At 62.2% G+C, this 26,777-nt stretch carries 21 protein-coding genes; 9 read left to right on the forward strand and 12 right to left on the reverse strand.

All coding sequences use genetic code 11. From position 1 onward, the window contains the following. Nucleotides 1–116 precede the first annotated feature (116 nt). Both FJY68_00070 and FJY68_00075 read left to right on the forward strand, forming a co-directional pair. Complete coding sequence (locus FJY68_00070) at nucleotides 117–1,304, forward strand: methionine adenosyltransferase (GenBank protein ID MBM3330228.1); 1,188 nt, start codon at nucleotides 117–119, stop codon at nucleotides 1,302–1,304. A 9-nt stretch (nucleotides 1,305–1,313) separates the two neighbouring features. Then, a complete protein-coding gene (locus FJY68_00075) occupies nucleotides 1,314–2,570 on the forward strand; it encodes an adenosylhomocysteinase (protein ID MBM3330229.1) in 1,257 nt (418 codons plus the stop codon). A gap of 128 nt (nucleotides 2,571–2,698) precedes the next feature. On the opposite strand, the gene FJY68_00080 is transcribed toward FJY68_00075, so the two are convergent. Beyond that, on the reverse strand, nucleotides 2,699–3,535 hold the full coding sequence (locus tag FJY68_00080; protein MBM3330230.1) for a hypothetical protein: 837 nt from the start codon (nucleotides 3,533–3,535) through the stop codon (nucleotides 2,699–2,701). Between the two features lie 269 nt (nucleotides 3,536–3,804). Next, nucleotides 3,805–6,576 (reverse strand): hypothetical protein, encoded by a 2,772-nt coding sequence (locus FJY68_00085; protein ID MBM3330231.1) that lies wholly within the window; start codon nucleotides 6,574–6,576, stop codon nucleotides 3,805–3,807. A gap of 234 nt (nucleotides 6,577–6,810) precedes the next feature. Between FJY68_00085 and FJY68_00090 the strand changes: the two genes are divergently transcribed. The 6 genes from FJY68_00090 (at nucleotide 6,811) to FJY68_00115 (ending at nucleotide 13,649) form a co-directional block, all read left to right on the forward strand. Beyond that, the gene (locus FJY68_00090; GenBank protein MBM3330232.1) at nucleotides 6,811–7,758 is read left to right on the forward strand and encodes a GNAT family N-acetyltransferase; all 948 of its coding nucleotides are present in this window, start codon (nucleotides 6,811–6,813) and stop codon (nucleotides 7,756–7,758) included. Between the two features lie 135 nt (nucleotides 7,759–7,893). Further along, complete coding sequence (locus FJY68_00095; protein MBM3330233.1) at nucleotides 7,894–9,096, forward strand: GWxTD domain-containing protein; 1,203 nt, start codon at nucleotides 7,894–7,896, stop codon at nucleotides 9,094–9,096. 40 nt (nucleotides 9,097–9,136) lie between these two features. Further along, a complete protein-coding gene (locus FJY68_00100; GenBank protein ID MBM3330234.1) occupies nucleotides 9,137–10,426 on the forward strand; it encodes a GWxTD domain-containing protein in 1,290 nt (429 codons plus the stop codon). An 8-nt stretch (nucleotides 10,427–10,434) separates the two neighbouring features. Next, nucleotides 10,435–11,232 carry a hypothetical protein gene (locus FJY68_00105; GenBank protein MBM3330235.1) on the forward strand — a complete coding sequence of 266 codons (798 nt, stop codon included), beginning with the start codon at nucleotides 10,435–10,437 and terminating at the stop codon, nucleotides 11,230–11,232. Continuing rightward, on the forward strand, nucleotides 11,229–12,530 hold the full coding sequence (gene thiC / locus FJY68_00110) for a phosphomethylpyrimidine synthase ThiC (protein MBM3330236.1): 1,302 nt from the start codon (nucleotides 11,229–11,231) through the stop codon (nucleotides 12,528–12,530). Before FJY68_00105 ends, thiC begins: the two co-directional genes overlap by 4 nt. Nucleotides 12,531–12,548: 18 nt before the next feature. Beyond that, nucleotides 12,549–13,649: an alanine--glyoxylate aminotransferase family protein gene (locus FJY68_00115; protein MBM3330237.1), complete on the forward strand. Its 1,101-nt coding sequence runs from the start codon at nucleotides 12,549–12,551 to the stop codon at nucleotides 13,647–13,649. Between the two features lie 70 nt (nucleotides 13,650–13,719). On the opposite strand, the gene FJY68_00120 is transcribed toward FJY68_00115, so the two are convergent. The 6 genes from FJY68_00120 to FJY68_00145 all read right to left on the reverse strand — a co-directional run bounded on the left by FJY68_00120 (nucleotide 13,720) and on the right by FJY68_00145 (nucleotide 20,238). Continuing rightward, a complete protein-coding gene (locus tag FJY68_00120) occupies nucleotides 13,720–14,349 on the reverse strand; it encodes a hypothetical protein (GenBank protein MBM3330238.1) in 630 nt (209 codons plus the stop codon). Nucleotides 14,350–14,467: 118 nt separating this feature from the next. Beyond that, nucleotides 14,468–16,225, reverse strand: a complete 1,758-nt coding sequence (gene recN, locus FJY68_00125; GenBank protein ID MBM3330239.1) for a DNA repair protein RecN — start codon at nucleotides 16,223–16,225, stop codon at nucleotides 14,468–14,470. A 134-nt stretch (nucleotides 16,226–16,359) separates the two neighbouring features. Further along, nucleotides 16,360–17,220: an NAD(+)/NADH kinase gene (locus tag FJY68_00130; protein MBM3330240.1), complete on the reverse strand. Its 861-nt coding sequence runs from the start codon at nucleotides 17,218–17,220 to the stop codon at nucleotides 16,360–16,362. Nucleotides 17,221–17,255: 35 nt separating this feature from the next. After that, nucleotides 17,256–18,161 (reverse strand): peptide chain release factor N(5)-glutamine methyltransferase, encoded by a 906-nt coding sequence (prmC, locus tag FJY68_00135; GenBank protein ID MBM3330241.1) that lies wholly within the window; start codon nucleotides 18,159–18,161, stop codon nucleotides 17,256–17,258. After that, the gene (gene prfA, locus FJY68_00140; protein MBM3330242.1) at nucleotides 18,158–19,189 is read right to left on the reverse strand and encodes a peptide chain release factor 1; all 1,032 of its coding nucleotides are present in this window, start codon (nucleotides 19,187–19,189) and stop codon (nucleotides 18,158–18,160) included. Before prfA ends, prmC begins: the two co-directional genes overlap by 4 nt. A 308-nt stretch (nucleotides 19,190–19,497) precedes the next feature. Continuing rightward, a complete protein-coding gene (locus tag FJY68_00145) occupies nucleotides 19,498–20,238 on the reverse strand; it encodes a hypothetical protein (protein MBM3330243.1) in 741 nt (246 codons plus the stop codon). A 229-nt stretch (nucleotides 20,239–20,467) separates the two neighbouring features. On the opposite strand from FJY68_00145, the gene FJY68_00150 reads away from it, so the two are divergent. Beyond that, nucleotides 20,468–20,806, forward strand: coding sequence for a cupin domain-containing protein (locus tag FJY68_00150; GenBank protein MBM3330244.1), 339 nt, complete (start codon nucleotides 20,468–20,470; stop codon nucleotides 20,804–20,806). A 229-nt stretch (nucleotides 20,807–21,035) separates the two neighbouring features. Here FJY68_00150 and FJY68_00155 read toward each other — a convergent pair whose 3' ends face one another. The 4 genes from FJY68_00155 to FJY68_00170 form a co-directional block, all read right to left on the reverse strand. Next, complete coding sequence (locus FJY68_00155; GenBank protein ID MBM3330245.1) at nucleotides 21,036–21,491, reverse strand: GNAT family N-acetyltransferase; 456 nt, start codon at nucleotides 21,489–21,491, stop codon at nucleotides 21,036–21,038. A 317-nt stretch (nucleotides 21,492–21,808) separates the two neighbouring features. After that, complete coding sequence (locus tag FJY68_00160; GenBank protein ID MBM3330246.1) at nucleotides 21,809–22,303, reverse strand: hypothetical protein; 495 nt, start codon at nucleotides 22,301–22,303, stop codon at nucleotides 21,809–21,811. Between the two features lie 506 nt (nucleotides 22,304–22,809). Next, entirely contained in the window at nucleotides 22,810–23,997 is a 1,188-nt protein-coding gene (locus FJY68_00165; GenBank protein ID MBM3330247.1) for a hypothetical protein, read from the reverse strand. Nucleotides 23,998–24,376: 379 nt separating this feature from the next. Next, the gene (locus tag FJY68_00170) at nucleotides 24,377–26,698 is read right to left on the reverse strand and encodes a T9SS type A sorting domain-containing protein (protein MBM3330248.1); all 2,322 of its coding nucleotides are present in this window, start codon (nucleotides 26,696–26,698) and stop codon (nucleotides 24,377–24,379) included. Between the last annotated feature and the right edge of the window lie 79 nt (nucleotides 26,699–26,777).

Consider the following 26,777-nt stretch of genomic DNA (forward strand, 5'->3'; position numbering starts at 1 on the left):
TTCGGGCTTCGGACTCTGTCTGCCTGACTTGACCGCGCTTGGCAGTTGGGTAATATACACATTCTGAGCCCAGAAGCTATTCTGTCGAGACTTCCCACTAGAGGAGGATTGGTCTGATGCGCACAACTTTCACTTCCGAGTCGGTGACCGAGGGCCATCCGGACAAGGTCTGTGACCGGATTTCGGATGCGGTGCTGGATGAGGTCCTGCGCCAGGACCCGCATGGCCGGGTAGCCTGTGAGACGTTTGTCACCGTCGGCATGGTGCTGGTCGGCGGTGAGATCACGACCCATGCATGGGTCGACCTGCCGCGGCTGGTTCGAGGCGTGCTCCGCGATATCGGCTATGTTACGGCGCAGAGCGGTCTTTCCTGCGATAGCTGCGCGGTATTGAATGCCATTGGCAAGCAGTCTCCCGATATCAAGCAGGGCGTTGATACCGGTGGGGCAGGAGATCAGGGCGTGATGTTCGGCTACGCCTGCAAGGAGACCGACGAGTTGATGCCGCTCCCGATGGTGCTGTCGCACAAGCTCGCCCAACGCCTCGCCTACGTGCGCAAGCATGGTACCCTGCCCTATCTCCGCCCGGACGGGAAGTCCCAGGTAACGGTTGTGTACGACAACGGCCTGCCGGTGCGAGTGGACAGCGTCGTCATCGCGGCCCAGCACGACGAGTCGATTCTCGACAAGACCGGCCACCACATCACCAAGTCGGCAAGGCAGGAACTCATTGATACCGTGGCGCGACACGTGGTACCTGTCCAGTACATCGACCGGAACACCAAGTTCTACGTCAACGAGACCGGTAAATTCGTGGTCGGCGGTCCGCAGTCCGACACAGGGATGACCGGCCGCAAGATAATCGTCGATACCTACGGCGGTAGGATCGCTCACGGCGGTGGCGCGTTCTCGGGTAAGGATCCCAGCAAGGTGGACCGTTCGGCGACGTACATGGCACGGTACATCGCCAAGAACTGCGTGGCTGCGGGGCTCTGCAAGGAGATCGTCGTCCGTCTGGCCTACGTTATCGGGGTGGCGGAGCCTACCGACGTGTCGGTCGACACCTTCGGCACCGGCTTGATAGAAGACGAGAAACTGGTGAGACTGATTCGAGACGTTTTTCCGCTGAGACCCAGGGAGATGATCCGTCACCTGAATCTGCTGAAGCCGATATACCAGGCTACGTCCGCCTACGGCCACTTCGGCCGCGAACCACAGGTGAAGAAGGCTGGCAAGCAGACGTGGGAGTTCTTCAACTGGGAAAAGACCGACAAGACCGCTGAGTTGCGCCGGGCGCTCAAGTGAGGAGATGACATGGATTGTGATGTCAGGGATCTGAGTCTGGCCAGGACGGGAAAGACGAAGATTGAATGGGCCGGGCGGTTCATGCCGGTCCTGGCTGAGATCAGGAAGCGATTCGAGAGGCAGCTTCCCCTCAAGGGCGTGAAGATGAGCTGCTGCCTGCACGTTACCTCGGAGACCGCGAACCTGATCCTGACGCTCAAGGCCGGCGGCGCGGACGTGCGTCTATGCGCGTCAAATCCGCTCTCGACTCAGGACGCGGTGGCAGCTTCGCTCGCGAGGGACTACCGCATCCCGGTATTCGCGGTGAATGGCGAGGACCGGACTACCTATTTCCGGCACATCGAGCAGGCGCTCTCGCACGGGCCGGTGATTACTACCGACGACGGCGCTGACCTGATATCGACGCTGCACAAGGAGAAGGGGAAGCGGCTCGCATCCGTCCTCGGTGGCACCGAAGAGACGACGACCGGCGTTATCCGCCTGCGCAGCATGGAGAAGGATGGAGTTCTCGCATTCCCCGTAGTCGCGGTCAACGATTCAGAAACCAAGTTCATGTTCGACAACCGCTACGGAACCGGCCAGTCGTCGCTTGATGGCATCCTGCGGGCAACAAATGTGCTCTTCGCCGGCTCGACGCTCGTGGTGTGCGGCTACGGCTGGTGCGGCCGCGGTGTCGCGTCCCGTGCGAAGGGTCTGGGCGCGGACGTCATCGTGACCGAGGTGAACCCGGTGCGAGCGCTGGAAGCGCGGATGGACGGGTTCCGGGTGATGCGACTCATCGAGGCCTGCAAGACGGGGGATGTGTTCATAACTGTGACGGGTGACATCAACGTAGTTGACCGGCAGCACCTGCTGGCGATGAAGGATGGTGCCATAGTCTGTAACTCCGGCCACTTCGACGCAGAGATCAACAAAGCCGCCTTGGACGAGATGGCTAAGTCGAGACGCGAACTGCGTCCGTCATGTATCGAGTACACGCTCAGCAACGGCCGCAGGCTGATTCTCCTGGCCGAGGGCAGACTCGTGAACCTGGCCGCGGCCGAAGGCCACCCGGCGATGGTGATGGACATGTCATTCGCCAACCAGGCTCTGGCCGCCGAGTACATCCTGGGGAGCAAAGGCAAGCTGCAGAACCGTGTCTACAAGCTGCCTGAGGAGCTCGACAGGAGTATCGCCGAGGTCAAGCTAAGGACGCTCGGGATCAAGATAGACAAGCTGACTGCCGAGCAGGCCGCATACATATCTTCTTGGCAGCACGGAACATAGGCCGGGCAGGAGTTTGTGAAGGGGACGGGGCCTGTGGCCCCGTTCTGTTCTTGGCCGACTTGTCCTTGCGTCCGAGGAAGGGGTACCAGGGCTGCCGGTGCAGGGATGACGGCTGCTGGGGAACGGGCCTAGAGCGGGAGGATCTTGCTTCGGAACTCGGCCGCCTCGTCTTCATCGGTTGCTAGGGCGTTGACAAAGCGCTCAATTCCCGACTGACCAAGGGAGTAGTCTTCTCCGATGAGCAGGAGTCCCTGGCGAAGCCAGGTCCGGATCTGATGCACGTCGCGGACGGCCTGCTGATAGTGGCCAACATCCAGAAGCGGACGCATGGTATCCTCGCTCAGGGCAAATGCGTTCAAGATGAACGGGTAGCTGCGAAGGGAGATTCTGACCGAAGGCGGGTTGCCTCTTCCACCCGGCAGCGGCATCACGGCGACGATGTTGTCCTTCTCTATGAGGCCTTCTGTGGCCAGCGCGGGCCGAAACCCTAGCCTGGCAGCGATTACGCCCACCCCAATGCTGTTGATCTCGGTGTCGTTTGCGTGAGGATTGACCGAACGGGCCATGCGGATACGGAAGGTCGCTGATTCCTGCATGGCCAACAACTCACGGAACGCGCACCACGTCATTATCGCTGCCAGGCCGCCACGCCGATAACGCAGGCCAACTGCTGAGTTTGCGAGAGTCACGCCCTTGCTTGATGGGGAGCGCTCCACGCTTATCATGCCGGCAAAGTTCCCATCCTCGCGCAGCCGGACAACTGCGTTGTCTGCTTGAATGTCGGTGACTACCTCGAAGCGGCGTTCCGACAGCCGTCCATCCACTATCAGTATGTGGCCATGGTCGAGCCATGCGAAACGGGGACCGATACGGTGAGGAGACCAGACTTGCGACTCCGTACTCTGGAGTTGACCAGCCGAGAGTTGCGAGGAGGAGTTGTCGCGGGACCATTCGTGGTGAGGCATGCGCACTGCAATGTGCACGCCGTGTGCCACGGGGCATCATTGTATCCCTTGCCGTAATTTACTATAGAATAACGCTTTAAATACTGCGACAATTCATCGTGTCGCGTTGTTGCGGCAGCACGCATACCCTCTCGTTTTGTCGACTGCCGTATTGTGCGGCACTTGCTCTTGACTGGCTATGAGTTTAGTGTGTCACGTCGTAGCGCGCGATAATCTCGCGTGACAGGCGATTCGGTTGTGCGGTCGCCTGTGGTAGGCCGGCAACAGGGCTACTGCGACAACACCAGCTTCACGATTTGTGTATAACTTGCGGTCTGCATTCGGCAGAAGTACGTCCCTGGCTTCACGGGCGATCCACGCTCATCGGTACCATTCCATCGGGCGTGGTGAAACCCTGCCCGCAGTTCAGACGCATTCAGAGTGCGGACGAGTGCTCCTGCCGCGTCGTACACCTGCAACAGGACGCGCGAGCTCCTCGGCAACGCAAATGGTACGTGGATTCGGCCCACAAAGGGATTGGGACGAGGGGAGCCAAGGGAGTACTCCCGAGGAATCACGGAGATTTCGTCGGGACTCTCGATTCCCGGCGCTGGTCTTACTACCACCTGTCGCTGTGTGAAATCGTTGGAGGGATTGCTGTCTCCCGCCAGCATGGTGGAGCACCGGACAAGATGGGTGCCGACCTGGTTGGCAGTCCATTGTGCGAATTCGGCAGTATCGATGCTACCGATGGGCAGGATCATTACGGTTTCGCGGCTGAAGAAGGAGCCGACGGCAAAACGGATGCGGAAGCTGTCTCTGGCACCGCCGAAGTTCGTGATGACCGCGCGAGGCGCTATGACGGAGCCCGAGTCAACGGTGTCGGGCGGGGCGAGAATTGCCGAAGCGCCGACATCGTGACGCGGTCGGCGCACGACCAGCAGGGCGATAGCCGTGTCGTTGGCTGGGCCATCATCCAGTATGGCTGAGAATGCCTTCATGAGGTAGGTGTCTTGTGGAGCGGCCAACCAGGAAGCGAAAGACACATTTGTGCTCTCCTGCGGGCTCAGGGTGATGGTGTCCGCGTCCTCGTACACCTGCGCCACCTTCCCGGCAGTGAGCGATCGCGCCCTCCTTCTAGTGTCCCCGCAGGCGGCCCGGGCTGCTGTCTCGATCCGGAACCAGACCGGGAACGTCTGCGTTGTGGTGCCAAGGTTCTTGAAACGGGCTGTCGGCGTGACACTGGTTCCTGAATCGAGCGGCCCTACCGGCGCTACTATCTGCCTGCAGGCGACATCGATCGGAATCACCTGCACGGTGTCGGTGAAGAAGTCGTTGGACGGAACGGTGTCGCCCTCGACCTCTATGCTGCAGCGTACCTGCACGAGCCCGGTCGGGTGTGCGGCCCATGGTTTGAAGGAAACGACCGCCGACTGCCCCGGAGCCGGGCCGTCGAAGACCTGGATTGTATCGCCGTAGGGCAGGCCGATGTACATAAACGCGTTGACCGGAGGAATGACATCACCGTTGTTCTTGATGCGGGCGCGCGGAATCACTGTGTCGTAGTGATCAAAGGAGCCCTGCGGAGCGACGATTGCGTTCACTTCCATTTCCGGACGGCCGTAGCGGAGCCGGGCGGTGTAGATGCTGGTCCACCCGCCAGTGTGCGAGACCTCGCCCGATACAAAGACATGGTCGGTGTCGGAAGCGCAGATGGTCGTTCCGAAGTCGATCATCTGGTCGTTGCCATCGAAGCGATAGGTCCAGAGTGTATCTTTGCTGGCAGCGTTGGTCGCGGTGTAGCCGAGAACGATGATGTCGTTGCCACTTCGGCCAGCGACATAGACACGTCCCTTGCGGTAGAATACCGAGTACCCCCGGTCGTCGGCAGTGGAGCCGAACGTGGCGCCGGCCGTGCCCCAGCGCGACGTCAGAGTGCTGTTGAACTTCATGGTCGACACCTGTTCATTCAGGGGATACGGATACGCCAGGGTACCGGTTACGTAGACGTTCTGTGTGGACGAGTCGTCGAGCGTGACTGAGAAAGCATAGTCGTCGCCGTGCTCCGATGCAACGTTGAGGCTGCGATAGTTTAGTCGGCTGCCGGATGGGCTGTAGCGGACAACGGCATAGTTGTAACCCTGAGAGGTTGAGCCATTGTCTTGGTAGTCGAAACCAACAGCGTAGATGTCACCGTTCTTTGCCACCTTGACGTCGAAAGCGACGTCATCGTCGCCGTTGTCCATTGTTGTCGTCGGGTTGTGGTAGACGGCGGCCCACGACCGAACTCCCGAGGGAGTGAACCTCATGGTCCACCACTCCAGCATCCAGTCAAAATCCGATCCGTGGCCGGTGGTCACGATGCCGCTGTCCGGGCACGCGGCCAACGAAACAGCCGCATTGTCATAGAGGCTGTAGTCGTCGAAGTAGTCGGGGTGGAGGTCCTTTCCCCGGTTCCTCCGGGCGAACGCCGTTGTGTCGAGGACATAGGTTCGCGTCCAGAGCGTATCGCCGCTGGATGGGTTGATGCGAGCCACCATGTATCCGGTCAGGAATCCGTACCCGGAGTCGGAACCGCAGATGTAGACATCACCCGACTTGCCGATGGCAATGTCGAAGGCTTCGTCATCGCCACCGAGCCCCGAGTATCTGTGCCAGAGCTCCACGCCGTTCGAGTCATACTTGGCCCAGGCGGCGTCGTCGTGGCCAGTGTTGTTCGCCCTGCCCGCGATGTAGATGTTGCCGGCCGAGTCGACGGCAACGGCCTGCGCAATGTCCCCGGAACTGGTGCCGGTGCCGCTGAAACCGCTCACCCAGGCACGGGTTCCATCCGGCCGGTACTTCATCACCACCAAATCAAGCCCGTTGGGATTGCCGGCCAGCTCGCCGGCTCCGACGACAAGAAGGTTGCCGGTCAGGGTGTCAAGGTAGCTGTCTGTCGCTTCGTTGAACTGGCTCTGACTGGGGCCGACATAGTGCTTGATCCAGGCCGGGTTGACGCCTCCGGCAGCAGCAACCGCCGCGAGTAGCGATAGGACCGCGAATAACCTGCAAGTGCGCATCAAGCCTCCTACTAGCCGGTAAGGTTCACGCCGGAGTCAAGCTCCCTTGGGTGTTGTTGTGCGGCACCTTGGGGCCTGTGCGACCCGGGCACAATAGACCACAGGGTCGCGGATTCCGGCCTGAGAAACAATACCAGTCGGGCGCGGTAGAGTCAAGGAAGCGGAGCAGAGAGCGCGTTCTGATGCTCGGTTGGCGATTGTTTGACAGGGATGGAGTGAAGGCTATCCTTGGCAATGGAGATCAGGTCTATCCGGCCCGAGGAGCTCGAGGCATGCTGTGCCTTTGGCGGTACCGGCTGGCTGGCCAACGTGGTCGGGAGAATCTGGGAAGAGGGGACGAGTTCGCCCGAGCTTTCCTTCGTCGCCGAAGACGGCGGCAGGCCGGTGGGCAGGGTCTTCTTTCACCGCCGTTCGTCACCCACCGAGATGGCCATGTTCGGAACGCACATCGGCTCGTCAGTCGATTTCTTTGCGACCGGTACTTTTCTGTTGAACGGGGCGCTGGCCAGGTTGAGTGAGAGGGGAGTAGCCGGGGTCGAGTACGCCATCCATGATGTCTACGACCCTGACCCGACACTGTACAAGGCGCTCGTTGAGGCGGTCGGGTTCAGACAGCGCCAGGAGAAGAAGCGCTATGTCTGGCAGAACACCGGCTCCGCACTCCGGGTTCGGCTCAGGCTTGAGTTCAGGCCCATGTCCGACGAAGGCGAGGACGCATTCGCCGCCGCAGTCGGACGGGTTACTGTAGGCACGCTTGATCGTCAGGATAGAGTCCGCATCAGGAAACACGGCGCGGCGGAGACGGCCCGCTGGTACATGCGGATTCTAAGGGAAGGGGAGTTCAAACCGTCCGAGTGGCTGCTCGGCTATCTTGCCGACGGAAGACTCTGCGGGTTGGTGGTACCGAAGCGGATGGACAAAAGGGAAGGAACGATTGAATACATCGGCGTGGTTCCGGAACTGCGTGGTCACGGGTACGGATTTGATCTGCTCGTGAAGGGGACGGCAATGCTCCAGCAGAACGGATTCGGCACAGTCGTGGCCGAGACAGATTCGGAGAACCTGCCATTCTGCGCGGAGCTCGAACGGGCCACGTACGTGCATCGCGGCACGCTGCGTAGTTTCCGTTGTGACCTCGGGCGCGGGGCGGGCGGCTGTTCGCCAACACCGGGAGAGGCATGACCGAGCATCGGTGACCGGTTCTTGACTGGTAACTGGAGGCTGGGAGACGATTGGCAGCGGGGTTCGCGACCGGCTGCTCTCGTTCGGCGGGTTGGCAGCTTGACTTCCAGAGGCTGGTGCATACACTTTACGCCCATGTGGTTTGTGCCGTTTCTGCTCCTGTCCGCGCTTTCGCTGCAAGGGGACCTCAAGTTGACATTGGAGCAGTACTCCTACCCGGTCGATGATTCTGCTACGATGCTTGAGATATCTTACGAGATACCCAATACTTCCCTCGCATTCCTGCGGGAGGGCAGCGACTTTGCCGCCCGCTACCAGATTGGCGTTCAAGCGTCCGACAAGCGAAGAGATGTGGTGGCCGGAGACCTCTGGCAAGGAGTGGTGCGGACGCAGGGCTACGGCCCGACCGTGGCTCGTGATTCGGTCGAGGCCGGGACGGTGAGGTTGGTCGTGCCCAGCAGGGCACTTGACGTGCGGGTCGAAGTCAACGATCTCGGAAGCGAACGGTCGGCGCTGGCCAGGTTTGGGATTGAGCGGTCTAGCGGCGGTATCACCGCAAGGCTCTACCGCTCGGGCAAGCCGGTCGCGGTGCGCAAGTACCAGATCGGTGACACGCTGGTGGCGGTGGCCGAAGCGACCAGTCACCAGGATCGGATGGACAGCTGCAGGTTTGTGCTGAAGCGCGACCGGCACGTTGTGACCGGCGCGACTGTCCAAACGACTATGAAGGAAGTTCCGGCCGCGAGTGGAAGCAGCGAAGAGGTTCGACTCGCGAGGCCGGAGGCGCGGTTCGAGTACATAGTCGGGGATTCGGCTGGCATGGCGCGCCTGGGAGGCGGCAGTTACGTGCTGGAGGTCACTGGATTCGGCGCGGCGCGGGAACTGCACGCGACGGTGGGATTTCGAATCGAGGTTCCGTTCTTTCTGGATGATTCCGCGTACCTGCAGCGGGTAGAGCAGCTGGTGTACGTGGCAGGAAGCGAGGACCTGAGACGCCTCCGCCTGGTGTCGCGCAGCGAGCGGCAGCGGGAGTGGAGCGATTTCTGGAAGCAGAAGGCACAGTCTCCGATCAAAGGGCGTTACGTGACCGAGGCTGAGTATTTCGAGCGGATAGAGTATGCGCAGCAGCAGTTCGGGCACGGAGACCGGGGGTACTCCAGCGACCGTGGTCACGTCTACGTGATCTACGGATCGCCCGACCAGGTCGAGTCGCGGCCATTCGACATCGATTCGCCGGCTGTCGAGATCTGGTACTACTACCAGACCAATAAAGAGTTCTACTTCATAGACAAGTTCGGAGCAGGGCAGTACGTCCTGCGGAACCGCGAGGAACTTTGACAATCGCCTGCAGCGAACAGCTTCCAGAGAGGCTACGGCGATGAGCACGAGCCTCATTCTTTGTCTGGCTTTCACCGGGGCGCTCGATTTCAGCGTCGACTGGTCGGCATTCAGGGAGAGGGTGGATTCCAGTCGGGTTGAGTTCTTCTACGCGATACCCTACGACCAGTTGCTGTATACCCAGACTGCTGACAGCGGACTGGTGGCCGAGTTCAGTGTGCGGCTTGAATTCGCGGGTCTGGACAACAGCTTCCGCCAGGAGGGCACGGTTCTGAAGCGGGCTCGCATCCGGAGTTTCCAGGAGGCGTTTGCGGCGCAGCGCAACTTCGTCGATGGTTTCAGCGTAACCGCGCCCCCGGGTAGGTACCGGTTCACGGTAGCAGTTGCCGAAACGAGTTCGTCCGGTCAGACCGATGGCATCCGTGAGGATACCATCCTGCTGGAGGGATTCAGCGGCGGTCTCGCCCTGGGTTCGCTGCAGGTCGGCTCTACCGCTCTGACCGACACCGCCACGGGCGCGGTCTCGGTCATACCCAATCCCACGCGCAGGTTTTCGGACAAGGGGCTCGAGGCGCTGTACGTCTACTACGAAGGCTATGACCTGAGTCCCGAGAGCGCAACCTATCGAGTCAGGGCGGCAATCTTTCGCAGCCGGGAGGGCAAAGAGGACACGTTGGTCGAGACCCCGCTCTTGTCAAAGCCGAAGCAGGGAACGGCTGTAGCATATGCGCTGGGGGTGAGCGTGGCGGGCGTAGACCCCGGAGCCTACACTCTTGGTCTTGAGTTGACTGATGTCGCTACCCGGCGTTCCGTGACCGCCAGCCGGGAGTTTGTCATCGGCTCGTTGGCGCCGGAGACAGGTGTGTCCGGGCCAGGCCTCGACAGCCTGGGTCCGTACGAACGCAAGTACTACGACCAGATCCAGTACCTGGCGACTCCAAAACAGGTAGCATACTACAAGGCGTTGTCGGATACGGGCAAGATGTCATACCTGGCGAAGTTCTGGGGCGTTCGAAACCTGAAGGAGTTCAGTCGGCGGATGGAGACGGCTGCGGGCAGATTCCAGCAGCCCAAGGTCGCCGGCTACAATACCGACCGCGGCCGGGTCTACGTCAAGTATGGAGAGCCGGATGCGGTCGAGCAGAAGGTGGTTGAGGCCGAGACGCGACCCCGCGAGTACTGGCACTACTACAACACAGGCAGTGTTTTCGTCTTCATTGACATCCGGGGTGATGCCAACTATCGGCTGGCCTGGACCAATGCCAAAGACGAACCGAAGACCGGTTTGGAGTCCTACCTGACTCCGGAAGAACAGAGCCAGTTCAAGTAGTCTCAGATATGGCAGTGGTGCTGGTCGAGACACATCCATTCAGGTCCGAACTGTGCGACATACCGGACGGAGTCGCGGTCAGACCGGGCGACGCTGTCGTGGTGCAGGACGAGGATGGTGAGGACGTCGGCCGGATTGTCTCGTACGAGGATTCGGATGAGAGTCGGAGCGTGGTGCTGCGGGCCGCCACCGATGATGACCTCCGGCGCCGTCGGGAACTCGACGCCGAAACCGGCAAGGCCCTGGCCGTCTTCTGCCGGCTCAAGCATGAGTACGGGCTCGGCATGCGCGTGGTGGGAGCCCACTGGCGCCTTGACCGGAAGAAGATATGCTTCTTCTTTGCCTCCGAGGAACGCTTCGACTTCCGGGCGCTGCACAAGGCAGTATCCACCGCGTTGGACACGCGCGTCTCCATCAAGCAGATAGGGGTGCGAGACCACGCCCGTCTTCTGGGCGGGCTCGGACCTTGCGGCCGGGACCTCTGTTGCCGCAGTTTCGTGCGTGAGCTGAAGCCGATCGCACTGCGTATGGCGAGGCAACAGAACCTGTTTGTGGAACCGGCAAAGATCTCGGGTGTGTGCGGCAAGCTCCTGTGCTGCCTGGCGTTTGAGGACCAGAGCTACCAGCAGTGGTTGAAGGAAATGCCGTCGAACGGGATCACTGTCAAGACCGAACACGGTCCGGCCGTGGTAACAAGTCATGACGCAATCAAGCGCCGCGTCACCGTGCGCTATGAGGATGGCACCGAGCAATCGGTCGCGCTTGAGGAGTTGGTGCCGGGGCGAGAGGCGGGGCATTCAAGATGAAGCAAGCAAGCCAGAGGCCGGCCTGGCTCACCAAGGTCGCGGCGCAGGAGCAGGTCAGCCCCGAGCTGATTGCGAAGCACTGCGCCGAGGGCAAGGTGACGATCCTCCGTTCCAGGCACCGGCGTATCGCACCGCTGGCAGTCGGCAAGGGCATGACCGTGAAAGTCAATGCCAACATCGGTACTTCACCAGACGCCAGCGACCTGAAGAATGAGCTGGCTAAACTGGGCGCGGCAGTCGCAGCCGGTGCGGACACCGTCATGGACCTGTCGGTAGGCGGAGATGTCGATGAGGTGCGCGCGGCCGTAGTTGCCGAGTCGCCGATTCCAGTCGGAACCGTGCCCGTGTACCAGACGGCGCTTGATGCCCGTCGTCGGGGCAAGTCTTTTGTCGACGCCAGCGCCCGGGAGATGCTCGCCGGGGTGGAAAAACACCTGCGCGACGGAGTCGATTTCGTCACGGTCCATTGCGGCATTACCCGGCAGAACGTGGAAATCCTAACCAAGGCCCGCCGGGTATGCGGAGTCGTCAGCCGCGGCGGATCGATGACCATCGAGTGGATGCGGCGTAACCGCAAAGAGAACCCCCTCTACGAGTACTACGACGAGCTGCTCGCGATGGCTCGCGACCACGGTGCCGCGCTCTCTATCGGGGACGGGCTGCGTCCGGGAGCCCTGGCGGACGCAACCGATACCGCACAGGTAGCGGAGCTTCTGACAATCGGCGAACTCGTTGCGCGGGCCCGGGCCGCCGGTGTGCAGGCGATGGTCGAGGGGCCGGGACACGTCCCGTTGGACCAGATCGAGGCCAACGTCAAGCTGGAGAAGGCCGTCTGTGACGGGGCGCCTTTCTACCTTCTCGGTCCTCTGGTGACCGACGTCGGGTGCGGTTACGACCACATCACGGGCGCAATCGGCGGCGCCCTGGCAGCCTGGCACGGGGCGGACTTCCTCTGCTACGTGACGCCCTCTGAGCATCTCGGACTGCCGACCATCGAAGACGTGCGGCAGGGAGTTGTTGCTTCGAGGATTGCCGCCCATGCCGCGGATGTGGCACGCCATCATCCGGGCGCGGTCCTTTGGGACCTGAAGGTGTCCAAAGCCCGGGCCGCGTTGGACTGGAAGGGAATGATCGCCGGCTGCGTTGACCCGCAGCGCGCCCAGGCTGTGTTTTCGGCCGCCCGCTCACATACCGAGGGCGCCTGTACGATGTGCGGGGAGTTCTGTGCGATCCGTCGCATGGCGCCGCCCGGCACGAGTCCGAAGCGGGCCCGACGCAGGGGTAGAACACGAAGATGAACATAGGAGGTTCGAGTCATGGTTAGACCCAAGTACAAACTCTACACACCCGGGCCGGTCGACGTGCCGCAGGAGTTCCTGAAAGAGCTCGCGAGCGGCCTGGTCTACCACCGGGAAGCCTCGTTCGCAGCCATCTACGAGTCGGTCCGGAGCGGTCTGCAGAAGATGATGCTCACCAAGGGTGAGGTCCACGTGCTGACCGCGTCCGGTACCGGGGCAATGGAGGCAGCGGTATCAAATCTGATCAGCCCGGACGAGAAGGTGCTGGTGGCAACCGCGGGCCGTTTCGGCGAGCGGTGGCGGGAGATAAACCTGCGGTTCGGGGCCTTTGTCGACGAACTGAGTCGGCCTTACGGAGAGTCGATCCCGCCCGAGGAGTTGGAGCGGAGGCTTCTTGCCAACGACTCGGCCCGTTGTGTCTTCACGACCCTGACCGAGACCTCTACCGGCGTTCTGCACGACGTACGGGCATTCGGTGAGATATGCCACCGGCTCAACCGCATTCTCGTCGTCGACGCGGTTGCCGGTCTCGGGGCCGACGAGCTGCGGATGGATGATTGGCATGTCGACGTCGTGGTGGGCGGAAGCCAGAAGGGGCTGGCGGTGCCTCCCGGCGTGTCGTTCGTTGCTCTCAGCCAGCGCGCGGCCGAGCGAGTCGATCGGGCCAGAGCGCCGCGCTACTACTTTGATCTGCGTATCGCTCGACGCTACGCGGCCAAGGGACAGACTTCCTGGACCCCGGCTATCTCCATCATCTACGCTCTGGACCTGAGTCTCAAGCGCTTGAATCGAACCGGCATGCAGAAGTACTGGAAGGCTCACCGGGAGATCGGCGATTTGATGCGGGCAAAGGCAACGGCCCTCGGCCTCGAGCTTTTCCCCAAGCGGGCCTCGAACTCCCTGACCGTGATGAAGATGCCCCAGGGCGTAGACGGCGTCAAGGTCGTTGACATCTGCAAGAAGCGCGACAAGATACTGCTGGCCAACGGTCAGGGCGACATGCGCGGCAAGATTGTAAGAATCGGGCATATGGGACCGGTCACAAAAGTGGAGATGGCCAAAGTGTTCGGTTGTTTCCAGCGTGCGCTGAAACAAGTCCGAGGCCGCGCCAAGAAGTAGACCCAGGTTTCCGGCCGGGCGCCACGCCCGTGCCGTTTCGATGCCGCCGCCCGGGCGAAAGCCCGGGCGGCTACTGTGTCTCTTCGCCGGGGAGGCGGAATCGCACCATCCGGCGGAGGAAGACCGTGAGGTAGTTCAGGAACGACACAACGACAAGCACCGTCACGACGAAATCGACCGCCGACTTGTACTGCACGAGCGGCGTGACCTCCAGTGTGTAGAAGACGATCATCAGGGCAAAGGCGAACCCGGTTATCTTGCCGACGACATCGGATTGGACAAACAGGCCCCGGGCTTTCATGATGACGCCGCTGCCGGCCAGTATCAGGAGGTCGCGCAGGATGACGGCCGCGGCGAGGTAGAAGGGCAGGTTGCGGATGTACACGAGCGTCACCAGTACCGAGCCCACCCAGACTTTGTCTACCAGGTGATCGAGGACGCGGCCGAGATTCGAGACCTGGCCCAGCTTGCGGGCGATGTAGCCGTCGAGCGCGTCGGTGGTCCACGAAACCGCCATGACCGCGACCGCGGCCACGTTCTGGCGTTTGAAGAGCAGGAGCAGCACGATCGGCAGCAAGACTATGCGCGACACGCTGAGTATGTTCGGGACGGTGACGATGCGGGCCGCGGTCGGGTGGCCGTTCTTGCTGTGTTCGGGTAGCCGGTCTGCCGATGCGGGTGGCTGGTCAGTCATGTGCACCAGGAGAAGAGCGAGGAGTGAAGAGAGAGGAGTGAAAGCAGACCGGGTAGGATTCAAGACAGAGGAGAGAAGCACGCAAGGCGGGGCTGGGATTTCTTCCTTTTCTATTCACCATTCTCTATTCTCGAAGAGAGCCGGTGGATTCGAGCATCTCGCGGGCGTGGGCAAGGCTGGCCTTGGTGACCGTCGCGCCGCTGGTCATGCGGGCGAGTTCTTCTACCCGGGAGTCAGGGTCGAGCGTTCGTATTGACGTCAGGGTCCGGTTGCCGCGGACCGACTTGGCGACGAGTAGATGGCGTTCGGCGTACTTCGCGATCTGGGGCAGGTGCGTGATGCAGATGACCTGGTGGTTCTTGCCGAGCCGGGCGAGGCGTTTGCCGACGGCCTCAGCGACCTTGCCGCCGATGCCGACGTCTATTTCGTCAAATACGAGTGTCGCAACTCCTCCGCTTGGGACACGATCCGAAATGTCGGACATTTCCGTCATGTCCCGCGCTCGGGTGAGCGCGCTCTTCAGGGCGAGCATGATGCGCGAGAGCTCGCCGCCCGAGGCGACCTTGCGCAAGGGACGCAGCTCCTCGCCCGGGTTCGCGGAGAAGAGGAACTCAGCAGTATCAACGCCGGCCGGCGTCATCCGGAAGCGCTCGTTGCCGCGTTGGTGGACGCCGTCCGGGTCGAGAACGCGCCCGATGCTGACGGAGAGCACGGCTTTGCCGAGTCCCAGAGCCTCGAACTCCGTGCTCAGCCGTTTCTCGAGCTCGGTCCGGGCCCGGCCGCGCTTGCGGGAGAGCGCATCCGCGCGCGCCATCAAATCCTGCCTGAGCGCGGACAGTTCCGCGACCATCTCTTCCCGGTGCGAGGCGCCAAGCTCGATTGAGTCGAGCTCGGCCCTCAGTCTGGCTTCGAGGGAGGCGAGTTCGTCGGCGCGAAGCCCGTACTTGCGTTCCAGCTTCTCGATCAGGAACAGGCGCGAGTTGACCTCCTCCATTCGCTCCGGCGAGAATTCTATCGACTCTCGATAGCGGACAAGTTCGCGCCACAGATCGTCGGCGCCGGCGCGAGCCTCGCTGAGCAGGGCGCGGCGCTCGGCCAGGCCCGGGTCCAGTTCCGCGAGTTCGTTCAGGGTCTTGCCGGCGATCCCGAGCAGGCCGATGATTGAACCCTCCTGTTCTGAAAGCAGTTCTTCAAGCTGCCGGGCAAGGGTGAACCTCCGCTCGGCACTCTGCAGCAGTTCCCGTTCGCGGCTCAGCCCGGCAAGCTCACCGGACTTCACTGCCGCACCGCCCAACTCCTTCAACTGGAACTCGGTCAGTTCCTGCCGGGATCTGCGTTCGGCGAGCTGCTGGTCGAGCCGGGCGAGTTCTGCCGACTTCTCGTCGAAGGCGTGGAACCGCTCGGCGAAGCCATCGCGTTCGGAACTGAGCCCGGCGTACTCATCGAGAATGTCGAGGTGAATTTCAGGTTTCAGCAGCAGTTGGTGCTGGTGCTGGCCGTGCAAATCCACGAGCCGGTCACCGAGTCTCTGCAGCGCGGCGATGGTGATGCCGGAGTCGTTGGCGTAGGCTGCCCCGCGGCCGCTGCGCTCGGCACGACGGCGCAGGAGCAGAGCCCCATCTTCGGTCAGCGGAATGCCGAGGGCGGTGCACTCAGCGGCCAGTTGCTTGCCAGCGTCAAACCGGCCCTCGACCTGGGCGGTATCTGCACCGGCGCGGATCATGTCCGCGTCCGGCTTGTCGCCGAGCAGAAGCGATAGCGCGCCGATGATGATAGACTTGCCGGCTCCGGTCTCGCCCGAGAGTACGTTCAGACCGGGGCTGAACTGGACCGTGAGGTCTTCAATCAGGGCGTAGTTGCGGATTCTAAGTTCGGAGAGCATGAGTGAAGGCTAGGCTCGGATGAGAAAGCTCGAAGTCCGGTTCAAGCTTGAATGGAGGCAAACGAGCAATCCAAGGGTTTGGAGTTTAGGCTCACTCGCGTTTCGTGCTTCGAGTTCCGGATCTGAAGTCCTCGTCAGCGCTGGCTGCCGGTCCACTTCAGCTTGTCGCGCAGAATCTGGAAATAGGTCTTGTCCTTCGGGGTTACGAGTCGGATCGTGAAATCGGCGCGGCTGATGTGGAGAGGCCGGCCGGGCCTGACTATCCAGCGCTCCTGGCCGTCGAGGTTGAGGATGGCCGACTCGGAGCGCCGGCTCAGTTCCAGTTCTACCTTCGCGTCAGGGGGCAGGATCATCGGCCTCGATGCGAGCGCGTGAGGGGAGAGGGGGGTCAGGAGAATCGCCTGCATCGTCGGGTAGACAACCGGGCCGCCGGCCGCAAGTGAGTAAGCAGTAGAGCCGGTAGGGGTCGCCACCACCACGCCGTCGCCGATGTACCGAGTGACCAGCACACCGCCGGAGCTGGCCACGAGTTCGATGGCGCGGTTGGCTGTGCCCATGTTGACCGCGATATCATTCAGCGCAAAGCCCGACTTGCGGCCGTACCGGCAGGCAAGGACCATCCGGCGCTCCTCGGAGTGGGCGCCACGGCAGAAGTCTTCGATGCCGGCCTGTGCCTCTGCGGTCGAGAACTCGGTCAGGAATCCCAGGCCGCCGAGGTTGACGCCCATTATCGGCACGTCTCGACTGCCGACCAGTCGCGCTGCCCGGAGCAGCGTTCCGTCGCCGCCGCAGGCAACGACCAGGTCGGCTTTCTCAGCCAGCTTTGCGGCGGGGCCGCATTCGGCCGTGACTCGGAGCAGCTTCGCGGTGCCCGCAGACAGGAGCGGCACGTGCCCGGCAGCACGAAGCCAACGTACGAGGTCAGGAACCAGTTTCGTTGCGAGAGGCTTGTCCCGGTTGACCATGAACCCGATGCGCTTGCTGTTACTGGACATTGGTCTCCTGACTCCTAACTGCTAGCACCTGACCGCTAGCTCCTCCTCAGGAAGGCGTAGCGGACTCTTCCCGCGAGGTCACGCTCGACCTCGGTATGGGGGGCCAGCTTGCGGACGGCTGACTCGTGGGTCGCGTCGACCTCGACTGCCAGCAGCCCACCGGGCTTGAGCAATGTGGGGCCGTGCGCAACCAACATCGCGACAATATTAGCCCCTTTTGGCCCTCCATCAAGTGCCAGCCGTGGCTCCCGGCGGACGCTCGGTTGCAGTCGCGCCAGCCGGCGGGTGGGTATGTAGGGCGGGTTGGAGATGAGCAGGTCGAGTCGTCCGCGCAGTCGTGACAGGATTCGGTCATCCATGTTTCGCGCCTGCGCCAGCCTGACCTTGTCGCCGAGGCTGTGCCGAACGACGTTCCGTCTTGCGACAGCGAGCGCGGCCACTGAAGCATCAACTGCCAGGATGCTTGCCTGCGGAAGCGCCCGGGCCAGCGCAATCGCGATGCACCCTGACCCGGTTCCGAAGTCCACCGCCATGGTCCTGGCCTTTGGCTTCCGGCTTCTGGCTTCTGACTTGAGTTTGGACAAAGTCCTGGCTACAAGTTCTTCTGTCTCGGGTCGCGGTATGAGGACGCGATGGTCTACCTGAACCTGGAAATCGAGGAAAGGGGCAGAGTGGGTCAGGTACTGGACCGGTTCGCCGCTGCGGGCCAGAGAAACCAGGCGTCGAAAGCGCGCCGCCTCCCTTGCCGTGACGGGGCGTCGAAGATACAGCTCATGACGCGGAACCTGGAGCAGATGCATCAGTAAGTACTCCGCGTCCGACCGGGGAATCGCCCCGGACGCTTCTTTCAGGAGTTCGGCTGAGTCGATCCGGACTTCGGGCCCTTTGTGTCTTGGTGGTTTGGTGGCTAGATTCCGAGTTCTGCGGCTCGGCTCGCTCACTCGATTGCGGCTTCGGCCTTCTCGAGCGTCGTGAACAGCGCGTCGAGCTCGCCTTCGATGACCGAGTCGAGGTTGTGCACGGACACGCCGTTGCGGTGGTCGGTTAGCCGGTTCTGCGGGAAATTGTAGGTTCGGGTCTTCTCGCTGCGGTCGCCACCGCCAATCTGCTTGCGTCGGGTCGCGGTCATCTTTGATTGGTCCTGGAGATTTCTGGCTTCGAGCAGGCGCGCGGCCAGCACCTTCATCGCCTTTGCCTTGTTCCGTTGCTGCGACCGCTCATCCTGACACTGGGCGACCAGGCCGGTCGGGATGTGGGTGATGCGCACGGCCGACTCGGTCTTGTTGACGCCCTGGCCGCCGTGCCCGCCCGCGCGGTAGACGTCCACGCGCAGGTCGTCGGGGTTGATGATCATCTCGACTTCCTCGGGTTCGGGCAGCACGGCAACAGTGACCGTGGACGTGTGAATCCGGCCCGAGGCTTCGGTCTCGGGTACCCGCTGGACCCGGTGGACTCCGCTTTCGAAGCGGAAGTAGCGGTAGGGTTCGTCGCCTTCGACCGCGAACACGATTTCCTTGAAGCCCTTCAGTTCACTCGGGCGGGAGTCCATGACCTCGATCTTCAGGCCGTGCTTCTCGGCATAGTGCGAGTACATCCGGAACAGATCGCCCGCGAAGAGAGCTGCTTCCTCGCCGCCGGCGGCGGCCCGGATTTCGACGATGCAGCCCTTGTCCCAATCCGGGGAGCGGGGGCGGAGCACGGCCTCCAGCGAGGTGCTGAGCGCTTCTATGCGCTGGTTCAGGTCGGCGAGTTCCTTATGGGCCAGTTCCTTCATTTCCGCGTCATCGGCTCCCCGGGCCATCTCATCCGCTTCCTGTGCTTCCTTCTCTATGCGTTCGTACTCCCGCAACTGCTCCAGTGCCGCCGTCGCCGTCCGGAACTCGCGCGTCAGAGTCTTCAGCAGCGGAATGTCGGACGTCACCTTCGGGTCGCCGAGTTGCTGCTCCAGTTCCGCTGCCCGCAGGCGCATCGGCTCCAGCCTGCGCTTGAACTCAAAGGATGGTGTGGGCATGGATGGAAAGCTGTCGGGCTAGAGGAGGGTCGAACGACGTCTCGTGACCGACGAGCGCCGCGAACGGCCACTGGTCAATCGCAAAGGGGCAAGCGTCTGTCTACTGACCACGGGCCATTATCCCGGCCTTTCCGCGACTGTCAAGCAGTTCGGACAGAAGCCGGAAAGGACCGGAGTCTACCACAAAGACACAAAGGCACAGAGAGAGGGGATCGGGCGCGGTCTTCTTCGTCTCTTCGTGGCCAGTCCCTGAGTCCGCTGCCCTGCTAGATGCTCCCGCCGGCGGGGTCGCCGACAAGCCGCATCTCAACTTCACCGATGCCGCCCTGGACCTCGACCCGCACCGACGTCCTGGTCTTGCCCCACGCCTCGTTGACCCAGGCATCGCCGTCAGCTCTGAGCCCGTCCGAGTTCACGTGTCCCAGACCGGCCTGAGCCTTGACCCGGACTCCGACATCGGAGGGCAGGACCAGAGTCAGCTTGCCGACTCCGGCCTGGATGGTCGCCTCGAGGTCGGACGGCCGCGGGCCTGACAGGTCTATCGTACCCTCGCCGACTCCGGCATCGAGGCTGAACCGGCGCAGACTAAGGCCCTTCAGGTCGACCTCGCTCTTGCCGACGCCCATGTCGACCTCCAGCTCCAGCGGCAGGCCGGAATTCAGCTTCAGTTCCCAGTCGTAGCGGACGCTGCCCGGCCAGGCCGCACCGACGACCCGCGAAGGCTGCTCGACGAGGAGCCGTCCCCGGCCGTCCTCGACCCTGTAGGACACGGCAGGCTTCCAGTCCGGGATGTTGTACTCAAACCGGGCGTCGAGCAGAGAGTCGGCACCGCCCGCCAGCTTCAGCTTGCCTACACCGAGCGTGACGGATACGCTGACTGACTCAGCTCCGGCAAGGCCAACCTTCTCTTGGGCGATCTCGGTCTTTGTGAGTTTCGGGCTCGGGACATAGCAGCCGGCTATGGTCAGCACAAGAACCACGGACAGTAAGGCGAAGTGTCTAGTCATGATACTCCTTGGCTACATCAGATGGGACGAACCGCCGCGGCCAAATGTTGCGGTCCCCGCGCCGCCAGAACTAGAACGGAAGTCTACCACCAAGGTACCAAGGTTCGGACTGACATGAGCAGATGGAGAGGCTTTCGATCCTCTTTGTGTCTTGGTGGCTAGCTACGAATCCGGCTTCCCTGGTCTTGCTCGACCTTGGCTGCGGGTCTTGCATGTGGTACAATGGTCTATGCTGACAGGACATTTCACCGAAGTCAAGGAAGAGCAGCCGCATCTGGCCGGGATGCAGGCGACCATCCGCTGGCTCATTGCCGCCAAGGACGGGGCGCCCCACTTCGCCATGCGGGTAATCGAGATCAAGCGCAACGGAGAGAAGATACCGCTGCACCACCACGACTACGAGCACGAGGTATTCATCATCGAGGGAAAGGGAAACATAGTCAGCCCGGACGGTGTGAAGCCGGTTGCCTACGGCAACTTCGCGTACATTCCCGCGGGCGAAGAGCACGGATTCGAGAACACCGGCGACAGGCCTTTCCGCTTCATCTGCGTGATTCCGAAGCAGTAGGGCCGGCAGCGGGCAGCCGGCTTGAGCTTGCGCCTGGGCTGGCTGGATGCTTGCGGCTTGGGGCAGTCAGCCGGACAGCTGCTACCTGCTACCTTCCTGACTGCTAACTCGCTGCCTGCGGCAGCGCGATGTCCCGAAGCTCCCCGAAATGGGGAGCCTGTCTCTCTTCCCATTGACGCGCCTCCGAGACAACCATTCCCTGCTCTGGTTGCCACGGGCCACTCGCTTGTCAGCGCGCCGGCTTCTCCATCCGGATGTGCGTGCCGTCTGCACCGGCACCGCGGAAACCCAGCCGGCAGTAGAACTCAACCGCCCGCCGGTTCACCTTCAGAACCTGCAGCCGCACGGGCAAGCCGTGGCTGGCCGCCTGCGCGATGACTCGGCTCATGCAGGCCGTGCCGATTCCCTTGCCCTGGTGCTCGGGCAGCAGAAGGAGCTGGTTGACCTTCAGGCAGCCAGGTTCGTGGGAGAGGGCGAGGATGCCGATTTTGCACCCTGATGACTCGATGACCTGGAAATCCTGAGACCCGAACCGTCTGTCGTGCAGCCGGCGCTGCTCCTGTTCATCCCAGCCCCAAACCTGGCGCACGTAGCCGCCCAGCGTCAGCTTCTTCACTTCGAATGCGAACTCACTGTCGTCGCAGGTGGCCTGACGCAGGCTGAACACCACCCCCGGTGCGGTCATGGCCCGATTCCAGACGGAGATGAGCCGGCGTCAAACGTGCGCGGAGTAGTGGTCGGCATCAGCCGGCCGGAATCTGTGGTGGGCAGTCTCGACATCGCCGACCGGAAATTCCATGCTGCGACCCCGGAACTCCCCGACAACTCAGCCAGTGAATGCATAGAGGGCGGGCAGCCAGTGATGCCCGGGATGGCAGACTCCGAGAGCATCGACCAGCCAGCGTCGCTGGCCGGCAGTCAGCGCCTCGACGACCGCGGCGAAGTCCTCTTCGCCAGCCGCCGAAGGATGAGCGGCCTTGTAGAGCAGCACCACCTCCGGCGTCAAGTAGGGAGTGTCCGGTTGCGCCAGCCTGCCCAGGCCTGACCGCGGGAGCGTGACTCCGGGATTGCGGCGGAAGACCCAGTTCTCCTCCCTGGATTCGTTGAGAAGTTCTCGACTTCCGGGTCTCCGCCCGGACCCCGGGCATGGACTTCGTGGACGGGCAGGCTGAGCCACTCGCGCTCGTCCCATGATTCGAGCATGTGGCTGCGGCGCTTGACTACCTTCTGGAACTGCCAGCCTGCGAGATGGTCGCGCAACCTGATCTGGTCTTCTCGAAAGATCGCCACATCGATGTCATGGTGCTTTCTCGTGACGCGTCCGAGGAACAAGTCCAGCGCCCACCCGCCGGCAACGTACCAAGGCCTTGTGAACGTGGAGAACAGGTCGGCAACCGGGCACAAGGCCTCGAATCCCCTCGATAGGCTGTTGCTGGCGGGGAGTTTGCGGGAACGCGCCCGCGTTTCGTCTCCGCCCAGGTGGCGTCGAGCCTTCATCGCGGAGATGATAGACTCGCGGGCGGGGCAGTCAAGCCGCAGGGTCACCCCAAGGGGTTACAGGTGCACGTGCGGCGACCAAAGGAAGCCGCGTACACCGCCTTAGGGGCGGAGCCCCTGAGGAGCGGGGTTTGGGGTGAACCGAAGCGGGCGCGGGTGTCAAATCAGAGGGGAGATGGACCAAGGGATCAAGGCAGCAAGGGAACGAGTGGCTGGAAGCGGTCAGCCGGTTCGGGCCTGCGCTTGGGCTAGCTTGATACTCGCAGCTTGAGGCTAGCGGGCTACGCCCGCGCCAATCTGCAATCTGCAGTCAGCAATCTGAAGTGCCTCGTGGGAGCTTCCCGAAATGGAGTGCCCGTCCCTGCTTCCGTCCGTCAACCTCCAGCTCCGCGGCGCAGCCGCTCGGGTGTCCCGAGGCTTCCCGAAACTGCGTGCCTGTCCGTCATACTTGGCTTCCAGACCGCGGGTCAAACCAGGTTCGACATTGCCGAGATTCCTCCTGGCGATCATCTCAAGTGGCCCCAGAGCTTCCGGACGTCGGCCGCTTGTGCGATGCGGGCGTTGAACTCCGAGGCAGTGAGTTGCCGCCAGTCCGGATTCGGAGACTGCGCGCGCGCCCGCTCCAGGTTTCCCGCATTGATCCAGCCCTGGATGGGAGTCACGCCCTGGTTCGATGAGATCGGCTGGGTGTAGATCCAGCCATCGCAGAACATCGACGGACGGAAGTCATCGTAGCCTCTCGCATAGAGGGCATTCCTGACCCGCAGGTTCCCGAACGGGGACCCGGCAAGATCGAATCCGACTGCACGCGGTCCCGATGGCAGGCCCTGCATGAGCGCGTCGATCACGCCGTCGGCGGCGCAGACCCACCTGTCGTCCATTCCCTTTGGACCCGGCCACGGCGCGTGCAGGAACACAGTGACCGCCCGCTTGCCGAGCTTCCGGTAGACGAAGTTGCCCATGCGCCGATCCTCGAAGCGCACGAACTTGCCGTCGATGACAATCGGGTGCAGGAAGCCGCTGAGCGCGTGGTGGATGCCGGAATAGACCAGCACCTTCTCGCCCGCGCCGACCGCGTCGAGGATGACCTGGGCCCAGTGCTCTTCACCGCCGCCGCGCCAAACCTTGGCCTTGAGCGAGTCCACATCCATGTCCGCGCGTGTCCGGAAGTAGCTCCAATCCGGCGAGTCATTTACGCCCAGGATTCGGAATCGCGGCGCGCCTGGCGCGAGCTTCCGATTCAGCTCCCAGCCGGCCCGGAACAGGTCCACGTACTCCTGGTAGCCCCAGAGCACGAACTGGCTGAAGACGATCGTGCGCGCGAGCCCCTCGTCCCACGTCGGCTTGGCAAGGAGCGAATCGATCAAGGCCTGGTCCTCCCGGCGGGCGAACTCGGTGGCGAAGGTGCGAACACCGGCCCGGTAGAGCGGCTCGAATAGCGACTGGACGAAGAGCAGATCGTGCTTCAGGTAGTGCGCCTCACCCAGGAAGACAACATCGTGGCTGCCGAAGAGACCGACGACGTAGTCCGTGGGAGGCTTACTGTGCTCGGCCAGCCACGACGCGAGCGACGCCTTCAGTGCCGGATCGATCGGCGGCGCGCTCCTGTCTCCACACCCCAGCAAACAGAGAGCCGCAAGCGCGCAGGCAAACAACACTCGGATTGGCATCATGGAGTCGGTTCGCATCTTCATTGGCGGGATTCTAGGACTGGCGGGCGGGGGTGTCAAATGGAAGGGGAGAGGGGTCGAGGAATCCAGTGGTCTAGTGATCCAGTGGTCAAGTGGTCGGCTGCTGACGGTCTGGCCAATCTGCAATCTGCAGTCTGCAATCCGAAATGCCTCGTGGGAGCTTCCCGAAATGGGGAGCCTGTCCCTGGCTCACTGATGCCGAATAGGTGACTGTCCCTCATCTCTCGTTACACATCGTGTCCCCATTTCTCCGCAGCCAGCTGGTGGCCTATGGCCTGCGTCTGCGCCAGGCGCAAAGAGAGTCACGGCCAGCTCAGTATCGCGGCAATGTCTGAGACCGAGCCGCTTATCTGATACCGGGCTGCCGTGCTCTCAAGATGGCTTAGTGCTGGACGATGACCTTATCTTTGGTCCTGTTTCGGCCCACTTCGAGGCTGACGAAATAGACCCCGGCCGGCACCGATTTCAGGTCGACGTTGAGCGTCGCAGACCGGGCAACCGACAGCAGTCGGATCAGCCTGCCGGCCACGTCGTGCACGGTCAGGCTGCCCGTCTGGCCGGGCGGAATCTGGAGTCGCACCTTGACCCCGCTTCTGGCGGGATTGCCGAGTACGGACAGCATCGGCCCCAGGACTCCGGGTTTCTGTTCCTCGATACTATATGGGTCGTCGCGGTAGACGTAGAGCCTGCTTGTGGTCGCCTTGAACACACGGTTGTCGATGGCGTCCCACGCCATGCTGCGAGAATTGATGGGGTCAAGCCGGGTCACGACCGAGTCGTAGCGACAATCCACGACCGCGCCGTATCTGAGGTAGAGCTTGTCGTTCCGGTCGTCCATCAGGCCTGAGTAGGTGAATCCGGCATCGATCGTATCGACGATTGCGCCCAGGGCACAGTCGAAGACCAGAGTCTGGCTGCTGCCGCACATGTAGAGCTTGCCCAGCCGTCGGTTCAGGAACATGGCGTCGACGATCCAGGGCAGGATCTCGGATGAGATGACCGAGTCCCCCAGCACATCGATGGTGAACATCATCGTCGGCGACTGGTCGATGTAATAGAGCAGGCCGAGGTCGAGATTCAAGGTCATCTTACCACGATAGGAGCCGCCCACAAGGTCGAAGGTCTTGACCACAGAGTCGCCCACCGGGTCAAGGGCGCGTACAGTCGGCTTGTCCCCGCAGGCAAAGAAAACTCGGTTGGAGCGCGGGTCGTAGACCGCGCAAGGAACGTGGTCGTCCAGCTCGAAGAGCGGGATCGCGGTGTCCCGCAGGCAGTCGTAGGCGTATACCGAGTCGGCATCGGAGCCGTCGAAGATGTACATCTTGTTGAGGTACGGGACCATCACCGGCCTGGGGCGGTCGATGGCGGCCATCGCCAGGGTCCTGACCAGGCTGTCAGCGTTGCAGTCGATGATTCGGAGCGTGCCGTAGTCAGCCACGTAGAGACGGTTGAGGGCCGGGTTCAGCACCGGCTGGGCGTATGTGCCGTAGACCCCGCCGGGAATGTGCTTCGGCGTACCGAATGTGCTGTCAAGGATGAGGACCTCATCGTGCCCAGTGCAGAGCAGGTAGAGCTTGTTGCCGGCCGGGTTGTGGACCATCTGCCGGGGTAGATAGGCAGCGTAGTTCACAGTGCCCACGACCGAGTCGACCGCGGCGTCGATGGCGAAGGCGAGATCGCCCGGGGATGTCACTCCGTATACTTCATTGCTGTTTGGCCAAAATGCAAGGGCCACGATGTCGTGAGTGGGTACGGTTGGGATGGGAACCACAGCCGCAAGGTGGTCGTTCGAGTCCGTCACAAGCACCTCGGTAGGATCGTACCAGCCCAGATAGGTACTTCCGTTCGCCGTATTGACCGCGACGGACGAGAGCGATCCTGCAGCTAGGGTTCGTGTCGAATCGGTTTGGCAATCTATCACGCACAACGAGTCAGTGACCAGACACGCCAACCGGTCAGTGAATGGGTTGTAGACCAGCGCCAGAAGCTCATCCAGCTCGAGCGCCGGTGTCACGCCGATTACCTTCAGCGAATCAGTGCTCACTATGGTCAGCCCGGTGTCCCCGGCCACGCAGTAGAGCTTGTGCGAAACGGTGCTCAGTGCCAGCTTTGATACGTCGTCGTTTCCGACCGGAACACTCGCCAGCAAAGTATCGGCGGTGCAGTCGACCACGCTGAGTGAATTCGACTGGGTTCCGACGTACAGCCGATTCCAGGCTGAATCCCATAGCAGAGCCGAGACGTCGGCTCCTATTCCAACGGCGGTCAGCACGGAATCGCCGTCGGGGTCGAACACGAAGAGCGTCTCCGAGGACGTCGACCCCAGGTAGAGCCGGTCGGACGCCGGGCTGTATGCGAGTGAACTCGGTCTGAAGGGCAGAGCAGTCACGCTCAGGACCGTGTCCGCAGCGGCATCGAGTATGACTGCCGAATCCCGCAACACATACCCCTTGCCGCTCGGCGGACAGAAAATCACCAAGCCCGTCGAGCCGGGGCCGCGAATCTTCTCCATGGTTACGGGGCTGAATACCTGTATGGGGCTGGACTCGATGTAGACGTTGCCGGATATCGGGTTGACGACGATGCCGCCGGTCAGGCTGATGCCGCCGAGGGTGTCGCCGATCACGACTTGGCGCTCCAGCCACTGGCCGGAGCAAATGGATGTAACCGCGATGACGAAAACGAGCAGTGCGCTTCTCTTCATCGCACCTCCTTAAACCATGATACTACACTCCTGATGTTTGTCAATTCTGCACGTATCAGAGTCGAGTCAAGCTGGCAGA

It is taken from the genome of candidate division WOR-3 bacterium (assembly GCA_016867815.1).
Lineage (GTDB): Bacteria > Hydrothermota > Tepidihabitantia > Tepidihabitantales > Tepidihabitantaceae > UBA2258.